Below are 17,949 nucleotides of genomic sequence, written 5' to 3'. Positions count from 1 at the left end.
AAGCTATTTGCTTGGCGGATAGACTCAGCTAGAAACTTTTTTAATTGTCCAGAAGGGGAAAGTTTGGCTAGGATTGATTACTACGCCATTGATATTATTTTGAGCAAAAGCATAGTCTTTGGTTTGCCACAGAGGAATATAAGGAACATCTTGCGCTAAAAGTTTTTGCAGTTCCACCAAGATAGCCTGACGTTTAGTAGAGTCTTGTTCTTCTCGAGATTGCTCGATTAATTGATTGGCGCGATCGCTATAGTAAAATGAACCACGACTCTGGGCTGCACCTTCTTCACAACCGACATTAGGAGAACCCTGACTACAGCTCAAAAAAGGTTGAAGATAATTATCAGGATCGAGAAAATCAGGATACCAGTCTACCAAAGCAGCAGGATATACTCCTTGACTTAAATTGCTAAAAAATGAAGCTGATTCAACGCTATTGGGCACAAACTGAATGATCCCACCTAACTCTTGTTCGGCGTAGGCTTTGATCGTATCTGCGACAATACCTCGCGTTATCGAGCCAGAAGGATGCCAAATTTCGATAATGGCAGGATTTTCCACTGAATAACCAGCTTTGGTGAGCAATTCTTTGGCTCTGTTTGTATTGGCTTCACCATATAGCTCTTTAAATGTGGGTTGATAAATATCGAATGCGGTAGGAAGCAGACTGTAAATTGGTTCAGCCTGTCCTTTTAATACTCTCTCATTGATTAAAGTGCGATCAATCCCAGCAGCGATCGCCTGACGAATCTCTGGTTGATTTAGTGGTTCTTGCTGTAGATTTAGCACCAAATAATTAACTACAGTCCCTGTACCTTCAATTACCTGTATATCATCGTTGCTGTTAATTAAGCTCTCAATCTGCTGCGGGTCAAGTGACTGATAAGCTACGTCTACTGCTCCAGTTTTAAAACTATTAAACAGATTAGCCGAATTTCCAGCATAAATCTGCAAATTAATCCCTTGATTAACTGCTTTTTCGCCCCAATAGTTGTTATTAGCATCAAGACTGATTGAGTCGCTCTTAAACTGGTTTAGCCGATATTTTCCTGTACCGATTAAGTTATTGGGATTAAATTCTCCTGAACCAATTTTGTAAGCTTGAGGAGATACCGCACAAGCGCCAGGAAAGGCTAATAAAGCAGGAAAAGCAGCAAAAGGTTGTTTGAGGCTAATCTTCAGTTGATATTCTTGTGTCGCTTCTACAGTCTTAATTACATCTCCTAATAAAAAAGCGGGTTTCCCGCCGTTTTCGATAAAACGCTGTAGAGAAAACTTCATCGCTTTGGCGTTAAAAACGGCACCATCATGGAAAGTAACGCCTTTTCTCAAGGGAATTGTGTAGCTTAAACCATCTTCACTAACTTCTGGCATTGCTGTTGCCAATAGTGGTTTAATTTTTGTTGTACCTACTTCATAGGTATAAAGGCTTTCTGCCACGTTGTAAATAATATTCAATCCTGCTAGCTCGTAGTTATCTGCTGGATCGAGAGTACGGGGTTTTAAAGTTGTTCCAAAAGAAATTCGATTGTTGTCAACAGTATTGCTATTTTCAGGAGTTCGATTGTTGTTGCATCCTATCGCCAAAAACAAGCAAATTGAAAACAGGCATAGATATTTGCTGATTTTTTTTAGTCGTTGCCAAAGGCAAGAAAATCGATTGTCACTCATTACCAAGTAAGATAATTTTAAAGTCTACCTCGAATGATATAGGGTAACTTACCAGTTCGTCTTGATTGCAAAGCAAAATTATCAAGCTTAAGGGTGTAGTTGCTTAAGTGTGCTTTAAATTTTCGGCGTTGGTGATATGAGTAATGTTTTGCTTTTCTCTCTATTAATAACAGTTTTTAAAAAGCTAATAGCTAATAGTTCATAGCTACGAACGGTAATATTTTGTCCTAAAGGATAAGCTACGCAAATACGTCATTACTTAAATCAGAAACGCCAAATTTTCAAGAGCGATCGGCTAATTCAGACCATAAATATTACTAATAACAGCTTTCATCAAGGAAACGATGAATGAAACGTTATTTTTCAGCATCCTTCACTCTAATAACGCCCATCATAATTTTTTGCAATTTCAAGCAAGGGGAATATGGCGGATATTTTGCCAAGAACAAGCTATTATGAATTACTACTTTTACTGCTACGGAGACGAAAGCGACTTAAAGTTGTCGGTGAATCAATGCAGCCTTTTTTGAGTCCAGGAGATGAGATCCTCGTCGATCCGTATGCTTATCACAAACATTCGCCAAGGATTAATGACATCGTAGTGACGAAGCAGCCTCAACTGAATGAATTAATTATTGTCAAAAGAATTTCAGCTATCGATCGCAGTGGTCATTATTTTCTAACTGGAGATAATTCAACTGCAAGTACTGATAGCCGACATTGGGGAGTGGTGAAGCTTTTAGACATAGCAGGCAAAGTAACGAGTCGCTTTTGTTAGATAGACCCTATTGCTCAAGCCAAACTACAAAACCTAAACAGAGAAAGCAGTTTTAAAAAATTACTAACAACCGTTCAATCTTGGAGACTCCACTTAGTCGTTATCTGCCTTCTAAGAGTAGGTAACAATCTTCATCTTGGTTTTTAATTGCTATTAAGCGCTACTTGAAAAGCATCTTGAGTGTCAAAAATTTCAAAAGCTTTGTCTAATTGGGTAAGCTCAAACATGATGCGTACAGAAGGAGCAAGAGAGCAAATTCCAAACCTACGTCCAAGGCTTTCAGCCAGACGAAACGCTTTAATTAAAGCCATTAATCCCGCACTGTCCATAAATTCTACCGCTTCCATATTGACGAGTAAAGCGGAATTTACTGAAGATTTTACTTCTGCCGTCAAACGTTCGAGAAATTCTGAAGCATTTGCCGCGCTTAAAAATCCCTCTGGGCTGAAAGTAGTAAACTGCGTACGTAATTGTGTGCTGCTCATTTTATTGTTTCTCACTTTAAATATTGCTTAAAAAATTACTTTTATGTCCCAAGAATAATCGGTAAATTTACGTGCATCCACTTTTTTCTACCTACTTTATGGAATCTTGATAAGGATATAAAGCAGTACTAAACTTTGCCATAAAGCTTGGTCAATTGGGGGTATATGTAAAATGCTTTACATTTGTTTGACTTACTCTGTGCGTTAAAAAACTCCATTCCACCTTAACTATGAGAAACACCTTACATTTATAGTCAATTTACAGCTTTTCTAGATCAGGGCAATTACTGAATTTTTAGTTTTTGCTGACACCAATTAAGCTATTTTTGACTGGCATTATAGAATCATTATGATTTAGTTCTATCTAATAGTTGGTATTATAATTTACTAAATTTCTAAATCTCTAAATTGCTAGAGTAATTGTTTTGGCTTTTATTCAGGCTAAACTACAAAGGTAAAGAACTAGGACAACAAAGAGGTAAACCAATTAAACAGTCAAGTAATAATAAAAATTTTTTTGGTTATCTTTAAAACTTATCTTGGTTAGCTTGCCAAACTTGCTGAACAAATTGATTTAAATGTTGTCGATTTAAGGTTTTCTCAATTAAAGGATATAAATCATCCTTTAATTGCGCTAAGAAATAAACAATTTCGGTATCGAAAGCAGGTCTAAATAGGATTACAGGCCATAATAAATCTGAAGTTGATTGTAGATCTATTAATTGAGTTTGGTTTAAATTTGAACTATGGTAAAAGTCATTTTGTTCCAAATCGACTGGGCTTGAGTTCAAAAGAGTCTGTGTACGTTGACTGTAGGAGTAATCATTCTGCTGTGTAACGTCAAAATCAGCAGATACCACCAAGCACTTCGGTCTAAACCAGCATAGTCTACGATTAGGAATTAGCTGAATTACTTCACCATAAAGTTTTTTGCTCTGATGTTCTAAGTAAACTATTTGATTGACCTTAAATTGCCAATCGGCTGGGTCAGATACTAGATCATTCATAAATTAGGTGTAAATTCCAAAAACTGCATTGACAATATAATCAAACTCAAATCTCGGGTAAATTCTTGCTGGTTAAACTTTGCTTAAAGTAACTTTTTGGCGTTGGTTAAAGTGGGATCTGCCTAAAATGTTGTTATCAAGCGAACTTACTAAATATAAGTCCAGCTTTTTAGCTATCTATACCAATAACTTGGAACAATTTTAAGTTAAGTCGATTTGAGCCAGATCGCAAAATCCAGCTATCGAAATCGAGCAGCTATTTTTTAGTTTAGGCAATATATCCTGATTCTTTGAGTTTGCTGAATATCTTTTCTACACTTTCAGATAATTCTTCGAGGTCGGTGCGACATTCTACTTCAGGATTTATGGGAGGCTCATAAGGGTCGTCAATGCCAGTAAATTGTTTTATTTTTCCCGCTCTAACCAGTTTATAAAGTCCTTTTACATCTCGCTCTTCGCATACTGATAAAGGAGCATTAACAAAAACTTCGACAAAGTTGCCGATGTTTGCCCTCATTTCTTCTCTGATAGCGCGATAAGGACTAATGACAGGGACTAGTACAATTATTTTGTTACGAACTAATAGTTTGGCAACAAAACCGATGCGACGAATATTAGTATCTCTATCTTCTTTAGAAAAACCAAGGTCTTTGGTCAAATTTTCTCTAATTTCGTCGCCGTCTAAAACTTCTAACTGATATCCTTTAGATTTCAACTTATCCGTAAGTGCCTCAGCAATGGTGCTTTTACCTGCACCACTAAACCCTGTAAACCAAACTGCTACTCCCTGCTGCTTCATAATTCTTGATATTCTTTAATATGTTTTTAAGACATTCAGTATTCTACCCTGGAATGCGACGGGGTCTACAAGGACGTGAACTCATGTTGTCGTAATAAAATCAAAAGATAAATTTTTTACAGGCTCAATGCCATTTTTATTTAATGAATAGCGATCGCAGACAAGCAAGTAAAGCTAAACGTACGTTTAGCTTTACTTAATTAACTGGCTACATATTATTCCCAATCCCTAAATATACTCTTGTAACGCTTTTACCTCCAAAGGTTCTGACTGTAGTGAGCGAATTGCAGCTACTGTAGCTTTTGCTCCTGCGATCGTGGTGATAATTGGCAACTTATAGTCTAGTGCCATCCTTCTAATTAGTTGGGCATCAGTTTGTGATTCTTCTCCCGTAGGAGTATTGATAATTAATTGAATCTGATGGTTTTTAATCGAATCTACAACGTGAGGGCGACCTTCATGTAGTTTTAGCACCAGATCTACATCTTTGATGCCATTGGCTTGCAATGCTTTTTGTGTTCCCGCAGTAGCAACTATTTTAAAGCCTAAATCAATAAAGTCCTGCACTACAGGCACGATCGCTGTTTTATCTCGTTCGTTCATCGAGACGAATACTGTTCCTTTTAAAGCCAGGTTTACTCCTGCGCCAATTTCTGCTTTAGCGAAGGCTTTGCCAAAGTCGGTATCTATGCCCATCACTTCTCCTGTAGAGCGCATTTCAGGCCCCAAAAGGGTATCAGTACTAGGAAACTTATTAAACGGCAATACTGCTTCTTTGACGGCAATATGCTTTGGTATAGTTTCGCCCGTTACGCCCAAAGACGCTAAACTTTTTCCTGACATTACTAAAGATGCTATTTTTGCTAGTGGAACACCAGTGGCTTTAGAGACAAAGGGAACAGTACGAGAAGCGCGAGGATTAGCTTCAATAATAAATACCTGTTCTCCCTGCACGGCATACTGAATATTCATTAACCCCACTACTTTTAAAGTTTTCGCCAGCTTTTGGGTCCAGTCGCGAATAGTCGCGATCGCCGATTCTGGTAAAGAGTTATAGGGAATAGAACAGGCTGAGTCGCCAGAATGTATTCCTGCCTGTTCAATATGTTCCATGATCCCGCCAATAATCACCTTTCCCCCATGGTCACATAAAGCATCAACATCGACTTCAATCGCATTTTCTAAAAATTTATCGATTAGAATCGGATGATCGGGTTCTGCTTCTACTGCATAGGTCATGTAGTGCTTGAGATCGGCATCAGAATAAACAATTTCCATGGCTCTTCCTCCCAAAACATAGGAAGGGCGAACCACCACAGGATAAGAAATACGGTTAGCAATATTCAGTGATTCTTCGTAACTACGCGCAATACCGTTGGGTGGTTGCTTAATATCTAATTCGCGTAAGATCTGTTCAAATCTTTCGCGATCTTCGGCAGCATCAATGGAATCAGGTGATGTACCCCAAATTTTAGTATTGGGCAAATCTGCTAAATATTTTTCCAAAGGCACCGCCAGCTTTAACGGAGTTTGTCCGCCAAACTGGACAATAATCCCGCTGGGGTTTTCTACTTCAATGATGTTGAGGACATCTTCTTTGGTTAAAGGCTCAAAGTAAAGGCGATCGCTAGTATCGTAATCGGTAGATACGGTTTCAGGATTGGAGTTAACCATAATTGTTTCGTATCCTACTGCGGAAAGGGCATAGGCTGCGTGACAACAGCAATAGTCAAACTCGATTCCTTGTCCAATACGGTTAGGTCCACCACCTAAGATCATCACCTTAGATTTATCTGAAGGAGCAATCTCTGACTCGCCAGATTCGTAGGTAGAGTAATAGTAAGGAGTAAAAGCTTCAAATTCCGCAGCGCAGGTATCTACCAGCTTATATACAGGCAAAATACCTAATTCTTTACGATATGTCCGTACTTCGTCTTCGGTAGTTTTAGTTGCAAAGGCAATTTGGCGATCGCTAAATCCCTGTTGTTTAACGAAGCGCATTTGTTCGGCAGAAATTTTTGGCAGACTAGTACCTTTAAGATATTTCTCAGTTAAAAGCAATTCTTGCATCTTATCTAAAAACCAGACATCTATTGCCGTCAGCTCATGGATTTCTTCTGGGGTCATACCTAGCTTTAAGCCTTGATAAACGCTAAAGATGCGCTCAGGATTGGGAATGCGTAAACTGGAGCGTATTTGGGAAATTGAAGGGAGAATTTCTAGGCGATCGCAACCAAAGCCATAGCGACCAGTTTCTAGAGATCTCAGGGCTTTTTGGAAAGACTCGTTAAAGGTTCTGCCGATTGCCATCGCCTCCCCGACTGACTTCATCTGCGTCGTTAAGATCGGCTTGGTTCCAGGAAATTTCTCAAAGGCAAAGCGAGGAATTTTTGTGACCACATAATCGATCGTGGGTTCAAAAGAAGCAGGAGTTTTTTGGGTAATATCGTTAGAAATTTCATTGAGGCGATAGCCTACCGCTAACTTGGCAGCAAATTTAGCAATAGGAAAACCCGTCGCTTTAGAAGCCAATGCCGAAGAACGGGATACGCGGGGGTTCATTTCAATTACAATTACTTTCCCATCAATTGGGTTAATCGCAAACTGGATATTAGACCCTCCTGTTTCTACCCCAATCTCGCGAATAATTGCTAGGGAATAGTCCCGCAAACGCTGATACTCTTTATCTGTTAGGGTTTGAGCAGGAGCGACGGTAATCGAATCCCCAGTGTGTATACCCATCGGATCGATATTTTCAATGGAACAGATAATCACCACGTTATCTGCCAAGTCTCGCATTACTTCTAGCTCATACTCTTTCCAACCCAGCAAAGACTTATCTACTAAAATCTGACTGACGGGAGAAGCATCGATCCCTGCTGCGGAAATCTCCTCATATTCTTCTTGATTGTAAGCGATACCGCCTCCCGTACCGCCCAAGGTGAAAGCAGGACGAATAATTAGCGGATAGCTCCCAATTTCCAGCGCGATCGCTTTAGCTTCTTCCAGGTTGTTGGCAATGCCCGAAGGACACATCGGCACACCAATTTTTTCCATTGCCTGTTTAAATAACAGGCGATCTTCGGCTTTTTCAATCGCTGGTAATTTTGCCCCAATCAGCTCAACGCCATATTTATCTAAAACTCCACTCTTTGCCAGCGATACCGCAATATTTAAGGCTGTTTGTCCGCCCATGGTTGGCAACAGCGCATCTGGCTTTTCTTTAGCAATTACTTTTTCCACCATTTCTGGGGTCAAGGGTTCGATATAAGTACGATTTGCCATTTCTGGATCGGTCATGATTGAAGCGGGATTGGAATTGACCAAAACTACCTCATATCCCTCTTCTCGTAGAGCTTTACAGGCTTGTGTTCCAGAATAGTCAAATTCACAAGCTTGCCCAATGACAATCGGGCCGGAACCAAGAAGTAAGATTTTATGGAGATCTTCGCGACGGGGCATATTACTATGTCTCTTGCCTAACTTATACTGCTAGCGATTAATTGTATAGTTTCTCGACCCCATAAAGAGTGTTCTTTTTATCTACATTTAATAACCGCCTGTTATATCTGCCTGAAGTTAATTGTCTTGATTAGTTTTAATTTGGTTTGAATTATGAATATGAGCTAGATATAGTTGCTCGGCTCGATTAATTCTCATCTGTTCAATTATTTGGGCGATCGCTTGTTCGGTTGCGGGTTAAAATAATTCTCTAATTCTCTTTCATAATTGAGTCGAGCGATTCTAGTTTTCTCATAATCAACTTCTAATTTTTAGACGCTCTATGAAGTTTAAAAATATTTAACTGCAAACAATATTACTATTAATAGTTATGCAGATTTTGCATACATCCAGCCTGAGTTTTTCATAAACATTTGTAACAATTTACAGGGATCGTTAATAATTGTTGAACATTATTGACATTACTGTTAGGTTATGTGTGCAAACATAGAAAGAGGTTAGATATATGATGTCTTCACCAGCGATCGCTCTAATTGCAGTTTTAATCGTCGGTTATTTATTAGCCGTAGGTATAGGAACAATTGCTTATTTTGCCAACGAAAAAAACTATTAAACTGCCAGGCTTAATAGTTTCATAACAAGATAAAAGTGATTTACAGCTAGCTAGTCTTAAAATTAGCTAGCTGTTTTTGCAGATTAATATTATACAGTAGTTTTTAAATTAAAGTTTGCTAGTATACAAATTTGTAAAAGTGACTGAGGCGATCCCATTATAAAAAATGTTGAGTTTAGCAAGAAAAGTAGTCATGCCACCAGTATAAAGTACGTAATGTTTCCCATCCTCTATATTGAGAAATATAGAGAAAAAAATTTAACTATGGAAGAATTAATTACTTTAAGAAAATACATCGAAGAGGAAAATTATACCAAGGCTTTAGAACTGGTAGGTGAATTAGAAGAAATGTCTAAAGAGGATAAACTCAACAAAATTTATAGTTATGCAGTTATCCTCTTAGTTCATTTGATTAAACAACAAGCTGAACAGCGTACTACAAGATCGTGGGATGTTTCCATCAATAATTCAGTGAGAGAAATTAAGCGTACTAATAAAAGACGTAAATTTGGTGGTTACTATGCTAGCGAAGATGAATTAATTGAAACTATTGATGAAGCCTTGGAAGCGGCAATTGAAAGGGCAGCACTAGAAGCTTTTGAAGGTAGGCATGATAAGGATGAGTTAAACCAAATGATTGATGGAGAAAAAGTTAAAGAAAGTGCTTTAACTTTGATTAATTGCTAAACGTCATTAAATTTAGTCTTTTGTGACTCGTGATCCCTCTGGATTTGTTAATGTGGAGATTCTTGTAGCATTGCCTAAAAACCTTGAAACTATTAGCAGTAGTAAGTGAAAAAAACTCAAGCAATTGTCGATCGCGGCTGTTACTTGTAGCGCGATCGCTGAAAAGAACCGTTATTGGTCAAGCGATCGCCTGTTCTTAACTAAACCTACAAAAGTGACCTGCGAAACAGATTCCTTCGGGATCGCTCTAACAAAAACTATCAACGAAAGAGCGATCGCATTTTGTCTTAAGGGAATTTTTGAGAAGTAAGATGGACACTGCCCACACTACCCGACTCTCACTTAAAAAGCGGATCGCGAGACTCTTGCTACCCCTGTGAGGTTTGTAGCTTTTCATCTGCTCTTATATAAACCTTACCCTGATGTATCAACTTTGACAGTTAGCAAAAGTTACAAGAAAGTTAGATAAAGTTTATTAATATGTATTAAGGATGACGTATAGGTATAGTAAAGTCAGTAAACTATTTAATAAATATAAACTTGTAACTCACTCAGAGAGTGCGGTACAGGTATTTATGCTTGTAATTTTAAAAAAGTGTGCTTCAAATCGCGATCGCTCTAATTGCAGTTTTAATCGTCGGTTATTTATTAGCCGTAGGTATAGGAACTATGGCTTATTTTGCCAATAAAAAAAACTATTAAGCCTGGCAGTTTAATAGTTTTCCAATAACAATTAGATTTTACAGTTAGCTAGTTCTTCGACTAACAGCTAACTGTTTTCTTTTTAGATTCAAGATCATAACCTTTCAATACGTTCAGTGCAAATGAACTTGGCTCAAGTTTGCTAGTCATTAAACAAGGTTTAAGCAATAGCAATCGCGCTGGTAGGGCAAAATTTAAATCAGGAGCTACTTTTGCCCTGAAAACAAAAGAAGCTAGAGCAACCAACAAAAGGAATTCTAACTTCTGAATTTAAATCGCTCCTTAATTTTGATGAAGATTACTGCTCAGCAATAAATGCCTCAGTCATTTGGTAAGCTTCATCATCAGTAAACTGCTCGGGTGGATGCTTCATAAAGTAAGCAGAAGGTGCGGTTAAGACACCACCAATACCCCGATCTAAGCCCAATTTACAGCAACGAATCGCATCAATAACTACCCCTGCCGAGTTAGGAGAGTCTTCGACTGAGAGTCTCATCTCTAAATTCATCGGTACATCGCCGAATAACTTGCCCTCAATGCGGATGAAAGCAACTTTATTGTCTTTTTGCCAAGGTACATAATCACTAGGGCCAACATGAATATTTTCGTATTCCAGACGTTTAGCAATTACGCCCTGTACGGCTTCGGTTTTCGACTCTTTTTTAGAATCTAAACGAGAGCGATCAAGCATATTGCGGAAATCAGTATTACCACCAGTATTTAACTGATAGGTACGCTCAACCTTGACTCCTCGCTTTTTGCAAAGATCTACTAGAGTACGATGGGTAATGGTGGCACCAAACTGAGATTTAATGTCATCGCCAATAATCGGAATATTATGATGTTTAAACTTGTCTGCCCATAGTGGCTTGCTGGCTATAAATACGGGAATACAGTTAACAAAAGCTATTCCTGCATCAAGGGCGCATTCGGCATAAAATTCTACAGCTTCTTGTGAGCCTACAGGAAGATAATTAACTAAAACTTCTGCCCCAGATTGCTTAAGACTATTAACAATATCTGCCTTGGATTGTTCTGGGCGATCGCTAACTATAAAAGTATATTTTTCATCAGCGCCGTTCATGTGGGCTGCAACCCCGTCTAATACTGCCCCCATTTCTACCTTTACCCCAGTTTGGGGAACATTTTCGCAAAAAACTGTCGTACAGTTAGGAGGAGCAAAGATCGCCTCGGCAACATCTTTTCCTACTTTACGTTGATCGATATCAAAAGCAGCAACTACTTCAAGATCGTAAGGTTTGTAGCCTCCGATATCCCAGTGCATTAAGCCAATAGCATCTTCTGCTTGTTTATCTCGATAATATTCAATTCCTTGGATGAGTGAACTAGAACAGTTTCCTACACCAACAATTGCAATTTTTATACTCCCCACGGTTTAACCTTCCTCCATTATTGGACTACATTATAGGGAAATCTTACAGTCATTGTTTAAAGAATGGTAAACGAATGGTAAATAATTCCACCATAGTAGATATTCTGCTTGATAAATCGATAAACCAACCCAATTATACTGCCTATACTTTTTTAGCCGATGGAGAAAATGAATCTGGTAGCTGTACATACCAGGAGTTAGATCTTCAAGCACGGGCGATCGCAGTACAGTTGCTAACCAAAGTAAAACCAGGCGCTCGCGCTTTGTTAGTTTATCCTTATACTGCTGGCTTGGAGTTTATTGCTAGTTTCTTAGGTTGTCTTTATGCCGGAGTTATTGCCGTTACCGACTATCCCCGACAGCACATTAAATCTCTTAGCCAGTATCAAGACCGTATTGTCAATTGTCAAGCAGCAATTGCTTTGACTACCCAAGAATTTGCCGATCGCGTAAAAGGACAGCTAATTGCCAATCCAGGAATGGTAATGAAGTTAAACGCTTTGCCCTGGATGGCGAGCGATCGCGTTAACTTGAATTTAGCTGAGCAATGGCAGCCGCCCAAAATTAACGGGGACACTCTGGCTTTTTTACAATATACTTCTGGTTCTACGGGACAACCCAAAGGAGTAATGGTCACTCATGGTAATGTGCTGCACAATTCAGAAGTAATCTACCAGTCTTTTGGACATCACGATCGCACTAAAATTTTAATGTGGTTGCCAATGTTTCATGATATGGGATTAATTGGCGGCGTAATGCAGCCTTTATATGCAGGTTTACCCGCTGTATTAATGTCGCCTATTGCTTTGGCACAAAAACCCTTTCTCTGGTTACAGGCGTTGTCTAAATATCAGATAACTACCAGCGGCGGACCTAATTTTGCCTATGACTTATTATGTCAAAAAATTACTGATAAGCAACGAGCCAGCTTGGATCTTAGTCATTGGTCAGTAGCATTTACGGGGGCTGAACCTGTACGAGCAGAAACCCTAGAGAAATTTGCTGAACTGTATGAACCTTGCGGGTTTAAGAAAGAAGCCTTTTACCCCTGTTACGGTATGGCTGAGGCAACGTTATTTATTACTGGGATTAATGCTTCGCAATATCCTACGATCACCTATTTAGATAAACAAGCCTTAACTGAAGATAAAGTTGTTACGGTAGCACCAGAACACCCTAACTCTAAAGCTGCTGTTAGCTGTGGTCACACTTGGTTGGGGGATGAAATTATTATTGTCGATCCCGAAACTAAAGTTCAGTGTGAAAGCGATCGCGTAGGGGAGATTTGGGCAGCCGGAGTAGGTATTGGCAAAGGGTACTATCAACAACAGGAGCAAACAACAGCAACTTTTCAAGCAACTTTAGCTAATAACCCCAATAAAACTTACCTCCGCACCGGAGATTTAGGCTTTATTAAAGACGGTGAACTATACATCACGGGACGAATCAAAGATATGATGATTCTCTGGGGACGTAATCATTATCCGCAACATATTGAAGAAACGGTGGAAAATTGTCACCCTGCTCTTTCTCCTAATCATGGTGCAGCATTTAGCGTGGACGTTAACGGAGAAGAACAGTTAGTCATTGCTCATGAAATCAATCGCACTTACTTGCGAAAACTTAATGCCGAGGAAGTTATCGGCGCAATCCGCCTGGCTGTAGGAGAACAAAACATGGCTAATGTTTTTGCCGTAGCTTTACTCAAAACTGGCAGCATCCCCAAAACCTCTAGCGGTAAAATTCAGCGTCGCGCCTGTCAAAGTATGTTCCTCGATGGCAGTTTAAACACGATCGCGCAATGGCAACAGTCAGAAATTACTCAAACCGACATTACCGATTTAGCAGGACAGTTTTTTAGCGATTGATTTTAGCTAATGGCTAATGGCTAATGGCTTCAAACCGATTGACCCTAAGCGTAGTGTCTTAACTTGTCACTAATGACTAATGACTAATTATCCATGGTTCGTTGTCAACCGATCGGCGATCGCCTCTTGCCAAATATCGACTAAATTCTGAACTGCCTGTGTCCAACTGTATTCTTTGACGGAAATCCGCGCGAGATCGCCCATTTCTTGCCGCAAACGATTATTTTCAATTAATAATTGGAGTTTGCTCGAAAAGTCTAAGCGATCGCCTGGAGTATATAAAAAGCCATTCTTGCCATCTTGAATATTTTCAATTACTCCGCCAGAATTGGGGGCAATTACGGGAATTCCTGCTGCAAACGCCTCTAAAATAGTCAAACCTCTGGTTTCTTTCTCAGAAGTAGTGACGTGCAAATCGCAGTTGACTAACAGCGCGGGAACATTCTCTGGAGCTACTCTACCAAGTAAATGTAAGTTGGGAGTCAAGTTACTCAATTGTGCCTCTATTTCCTCGCGCATTGGCCCATCTCCTGCGACAATAATGGCTACTTGACTCAGATCGACTGCTGACGACACGCTTTTGAGAGCTTTTAGGGTAAAATACCAACCTTTGTCAGGATATAGACGACCTAAAAAGACTATTTTAATTAAGCGATCTACTTGAGACAACCCGTATTGTGAATCAAAAAAATCTGTCTGACGTAGATTGGGAGTAAAGCGATCGCTATCAAAACCAACTAAATTACCATATCGAGCGTTTTTTATTCCCAAGTCAATAACTTTGGGATAAGTGACTTTACTAGTAACCAAAGTTAAGTCGTAAGAGTTGTATATCCAAACAATTAATCTTTGCAGTAAAAATTGGTTTTGGCAAAGGAAAATAATCCGCCAAATAATCTAAAAAATTAGTGCGGAAAAAACTGATGCAGGGAATACCAGCTTGTTTGGCGTAATCTAGTCCAGCAATACGCCAAAACGCGACGTAGAGCCTTTCTGGTTGATCAATATGAATAATATCTGGTTGAAATCGCTTTAATTCGCCTAAAACTGATTGATATGAGTTTCTGGTAACATTAGGTTCGTAATCTAACCCAACTAAGGAATTGCTAGTTAAATTAATAACTCTGACTCCAGGTAATATATCTCCCGTATAATCTTGCCAATCAGGATATGTCTTGGACAAACTACTGTAGTCAGGACAAAAAAAACGTACCTCATGTCCTTGTTGGCTCAGTATTTGTAATCTTTGCCATCCACTAATTGTTACACCATCAATAATGGGTAAAAAACCTGAAGCAATAATCGCAATTTTCATCTCAACAGTTTTCCAGTAATCTTTGACTGACACAATATAAAGGCTTGAGATAAAGTCGAGATTAAATTAAGACTATAATTTTGTTTGATACAGGTAAAGAATTTTTGTTTGAAGCAAGTTAAAAATCAATAGTTTACTTATTTTGATAAAAACATGATCGGCTGGACACAATACTTTATTCTAGATACTTTGAATTTACTGTGGCTGGCTCTTAGTCTATTTATTGCTGGAGTTATTGAAGCTTTCTTATGGAAAACCAGTTTATTTAAAATATTAAATATTCCGATAAAAACTGAATGGTTTGGAGCAAATAAAAGGTGGCGCGGTTTAATTAGTTTGCCGCTCGCAATGGTAGCAAGCGTCTATTTATTAAACTTAGTCGAATTATTAATTCCAGTATTACCTGAAGCAGCAATTTCGTTTTCTAGTTTCAATTTACTTGAATTTGGCTTATTAGTTGGATTTATTTTCAACCTAGCGGAATTACCTAATTCTTTTATCAAGCGTCGCTTAGATATTCCTCCGGGAGACGAAAATAGCTTGCTATTTTATTTCATCGATCATATGGATTCTACTTACGGAGTTCTAGTTCTTTGGTACTTTTATTTTCACTTTCCCTTACACTTTATTGTTACAAGTTTAGTTGTTGCACCACTATTGTTTATGAGTGCAACAGAGTTGAGGAAAAAACTAGGTTTGAAATAATTAGAAATAAACGTTTACGGGGTTGCACTCCATTTAACTCAACTTACAAAATATACGAGATCGCGCTGTAATTAGTCATCTAAACTAAACTTAAAAATTGCTACAGCTCGCAGTTACAATAGATAACTATCGATAAAAATATTGATTAATTCAAAGGAATAAAAACTCGGGTTTTAGCGCGGGTTAAAGCAGTGTAAAGCATCTTTTGTAAGTCGGGACAACCCCGCATATCTTCCGTATCGAGAAAGACGTAATCTATACTAGAACCCTGAGCTTTATGTACCGTCAAACTATAAGCATAGGTGACATCATCGAAAGTTCTGGACAAGTCAAAATACTTATTCCATTGTTTTTTTTCTACATAAGATTTAATCTGCTCATTTCTAAGTTGTTCACCTTTTTCGGTCAAAACAGACAGGTTTACTTTAAACCCTGTATCAGTCATAACTGGAACGGAACGATATTGATACGCTACTTTGTCATAAGATAGTTGTTTAATTGTTGGCTGCTCGATTACAGAACACTCTTCTGAGTTGTTGATTAAAACTCCCCATTTGTTGTTGCCTTTTTGTCCAGGGCGAGGGCGAAACAGGGGTTTTCTGGCGATCAGCCTATCTCCAGGTACAAATACGGGTGCGTCTTTACCCCACAAACGCGATCGCACAAATCTATTTGCAGATGCAGCAGTTTTATTGCGCCAGACTAACAACCTGGCATAGTCGGCGTTGCTTTTGTAATCATCAGATTTAAAGTGCTGAGTTACCGTCTCTAGCCATTGCTTCCTCGGTTGACAGACAATAGTGCGATCGCCACTACTTTGGAAAGGATAGATTACGCGACTATATTGCTCATTGCTACGTATTTTCTCGGCAACTACCGCGATCTCTCCCTCATATCGTACAACTTCATTTAAAGTTGCCATGTCGTCAATGTGTTCGGATATAGCAACCATTGGCTGCTTTTCTTTTACTGGCGGTAGCTGCGCCTCATCTCCCACAAAAATGACCTTCGTGTTAATAGTTGAGGCGATCGCACTTACTATCTCTTCAAAATTACTCCGATTAATCATCGAAAACTCATCGATAATCATCACATCGTAATCATCAAATTCGGCTTCACCTGCGGAAGTAAATTCTTCTAAACCAGTTTCCTCGTTAATTTCTGGCTGTTGACCCAACAGTTGTGCTACGGTTTTAACCTCTAGATTAATGCCGATAGACATCGCAACCTGCATCAGACTCTTAGCAGCTTTATTAGTTGGGGCTGCGACTACGAATTCAAAGTCCAATGAGTCTAACCACTCAATCAGATGGCAAATCAAAAAGCTCTTGCCTGTGCCTGCATATCCGCTTAAGCGAAAGAAACTACCGTTGCTGCGTAGAAATGATTTTAATTTAGTTAGAGCCTCTTGTTGCGCTTCAGTTAGCTTTTTTACTGATTGCTTTGAAGTCTTTACCATCGCTTGTTCAATGATCGTTTCTATATGGTATTGAATAAAATACCTTTAATAGGTGCGTCTTTTACTTATACCGCTGAACATTGAACTGATAAATAAATGTTTAATGATTATAGTAAAACTATCGATTGTGGGCAAAGATTTATTTAGAGCGATCGCTTTTTTGTCAGAGTGAGAAATTAAATACAAATTAAATACATAGAAAAACTTTTGTGTATTTAATTTTCTCACCACAATCCTATAAAACCTTATGAGTATGAGAATGTTGTTTTACATTATCTTCTGTGCTTACTGCACGAGAATTGTTTAAAACTCTTTTTCTTTCCAAAGAATAATTAAAGTCTTGTCTAGTTGTGCCTAAAGGAATATGTTCTTTAGCTTCAGGGCGGCTTTTATAAGTACGGGTTGCTGCTGCTACTCTTTCGGCAAAGCGATCGCACAAATTAATTTTTTCGCCAGTTTGTAAATCACTAGGTATTTGTACAGTGTCTTCTTGAAAAATTTCTCCCAAGGTTTTAGAACAAGCTAATTGATATGAGGTGGGAACCCCTTTAATCAATGCTTCTAAGGCAGCAGAAGGAATTGGTTCTAAAACTGTCAACTGTTCAATTTCGCCATCATCTCGCACAAAACAGGTTGCCAACCCTAAGACACAATAGTCTTCAGAAAATAGATCCGGCGCTTGAGAAAATACTGTGTTAGTCATACTTTTTAAAGATTAATTTAAAGCCATTACAAGCTAGTCTTAATAGCCGATATTTAGAAAATGTAATGTAAAAATGGGTCAGATTTATCAATCTTTAGCTGAATTGTGATGAAACCAAATATTTCAGCTTTAGTTTGATACAAAAAGACAAATTAGTTTACTTAATTCTTAACATTAATTTACGTAATTTTGTGGAAGACAATTGACTTTTTTTTCGTCATGATGCTTTATAAGTAATTAAAAACTCGATACTTTATAAATTGGCAAAACCTTGAGACAGTTCGATGGGTGACACATTTATG

15 protein-coding genes are annotated in these 17,949 nt (G+C 38.5%); 5 read left to right on the top strand and 10 right to left on the bottom strand.

Translation table 11 applies throughout. The features are described from left to right. Positions 1-24: 24 nt before the first annotated feature. Positions 25-1,587 carry an ABC transporter substrate-binding protein gene (locus V6C71_19910; protein HEY9770722.1) on the bottom strand — a complete coding sequence of 521 codons (1,563 nt, stop codon included), beginning with the start codon at positions 1,585-1,587 and terminating at the stop codon, positions 25-27. A 508-nt stretch (positions 1,588-2,095) separates the two neighbouring features. Here V6C71_19910 and sodX point away from each other — a divergent pair. Continuing rightward, positions 2,096-2,449, top strand: a complete 354-nt coding sequence (gene sodX, locus V6C71_19905; GenBank protein ID HEY9770721.1) for a nickel-type superoxide dismutase maturation protease — start codon at positions 2,096-2,098, stop codon at positions 2,447-2,449. Positions 2,450-2,592: 143 nt separating this feature from the next. Here sodX and V6C71_19900 read toward each other — a convergent pair whose 3' ends face one another. From V6C71_19900 to carB, 4 genes are all read right to left on the bottom strand, one after another. Next, positions 2,593-2,934: an STAS domain-containing protein gene (locus V6C71_19900; GenBank protein ID HEY9770720.1), complete on the bottom strand. Its 342-nt coding sequence runs from the start codon at positions 2,932-2,934 to the stop codon at positions 2,593-2,595. Positions 2,935-3,461: 527 nt separating this feature from the next. After that, positions 3,462-3,941 (bottom strand): hypothetical protein, encoded by a 480-nt coding sequence (locus tag V6C71_19895; protein ID HEY9770719.1) that lies wholly within the window; start codon positions 3,939-3,941, stop codon positions 3,462-3,464. A 268-nt stretch (positions 3,942-4,209) separates the two neighbouring features. Further along, a complete protein-coding gene (gene cysC / locus V6C71_19890; GenBank protein ID HEY9770718.1) occupies positions 4,210-4,740 on the bottom strand; it encodes an adenylyl-sulfate kinase in 531 nt (176 codons plus the stop codon). 228 nt (positions 4,741-4,968) lie between these two features. Beyond that, entirely contained in the window at positions 4,969-8,202 is a 3,234-nt protein-coding gene (carB, locus tag V6C71_19885) for a carbamoyl-phosphate synthase large subunit (protein HEY9770717.1), read from the bottom strand. Positions 8,203-9,079: 877 nt separating this feature from the next. Here carB and V6C71_19880 point away from each other — a divergent pair. After that, on the top strand, positions 9,080-9,502 hold the full coding sequence (locus V6C71_19880) for a DUF29 family protein (GenBank protein HEY9770716.1): 423 nt from the start codon (positions 9,080-9,082) through the stop codon (positions 9,500-9,502). A 124-nt stretch (positions 9,503-9,626) separates the two neighbouring features. Further along, on the top strand, positions 9,627-9,812 hold the full coding sequence (locus V6C71_19875) for a hypothetical protein (GenBank protein HEY9770715.1): 186 nt from the start codon (positions 9,627-9,629) through the stop codon (positions 9,810-9,812). Positions 9,813-10,502: 690 nt separating this feature from the next. Here V6C71_19875 and V6C71_19870 read toward each other — a convergent pair. Further along, the gene (locus V6C71_19870) at positions 10,503-11,597 is read right to left on the bottom strand and encodes an inositol-3-phosphate synthase (protein ID HEY9770714.1); all 1,095 of its coding nucleotides are present in this window, start codon (positions 11,595-11,597) and stop codon (positions 10,503-10,505) included. A gap of 74 nt (positions 11,598-11,671) precedes the next feature. Here V6C71_19870 and V6C71_19865 point away from each other — a divergent pair, with 74 nt between their 5' ends. Continuing rightward, the gene (locus V6C71_19865; GenBank protein HEY9770713.1) at positions 11,672-13,465 is read left to right on the top strand and encodes a fatty acyl-AMP ligase; all 1,794 of its coding nucleotides are present in this window, start codon (positions 11,672-11,674) and stop codon (positions 13,463-13,465) included. A gap of 87 nt (positions 13,466-13,552) precedes the next feature. On the opposite strand, the gene V6C71_19860 is transcribed toward V6C71_19865, so the two are convergent. Together V6C71_19860 and V6C71_19855 are read right to left on the bottom strand one after the other, a co-directional pair. Further along, positions 13,553-14,275 (bottom strand): glycosyltransferase family 4 protein, encoded by a 723-nt coding sequence (locus V6C71_19860; protein HEY9770712.1) that lies wholly within the window; start codon positions 14,273-14,275, stop codon positions 13,553-13,555. Continuing rightward, a complete protein-coding gene (locus tag V6C71_19855; GenBank protein ID HEY9770711.1) occupies positions 14,265-14,813 on the bottom strand; it encodes a glycosyltransferase in 549 nt (182 codons plus the stop codon). The genes V6C71_19860 and V6C71_19855 overlap by 11 nt, the downstream gene beginning before the upstream one ends. A 120-nt stretch (positions 14,814-14,933) precedes the next feature. Here V6C71_19855 and V6C71_19850 point away from each other — a divergent pair, with 120 nt between their 5' ends. Then, a complete protein-coding gene (locus tag V6C71_19850; protein HEY9770710.1) occupies positions 14,934-15,485 on the top strand; it encodes a CDP-archaeol synthase in 552 nt (183 codons plus the stop codon). A gap of 145 nt (positions 15,486-15,630) precedes the next feature. Here V6C71_19850 and V6C71_19845 read toward each other — a convergent pair whose 3' ends face one another. Together V6C71_19845 and V6C71_19840 are read right to left on the bottom strand one after the other, a co-directional pair. Continuing rightward, the gene (locus V6C71_19845; protein HEY9770709.1) at positions 15,631-16,944 is read right to left on the bottom strand and encodes an AAA family ATPase; all 1,314 of its coding nucleotides are present in this window, start codon (positions 16,942-16,944) and stop codon (positions 15,631-15,633) included. A gap of 235 nt (positions 16,945-17,179) precedes the next feature. Continuing rightward, positions 17,180-17,647 (bottom strand): hypothetical protein, encoded by a 468-nt coding sequence (locus V6C71_19840; GenBank protein ID HEY9770708.1) that lies wholly within the window; start codon positions 17,645-17,647, stop codon positions 17,180-17,182. Positions 17,648-17,949 lie beyond the last annotated feature (302 nt).

Origin of the sequence: Coleofasciculaceae cyanobacterium (genome assembly GCA_036703275.1) — a bacterium.
Classification (GTDB): Bacteria; Cyanobacteriota; Cyanobacteriia; order Cyanobacteriales; family Xenococcaceae; genus Waterburya.
This window is presented reverse-complemented; position numbering and strand designations above follow the sequence as displayed.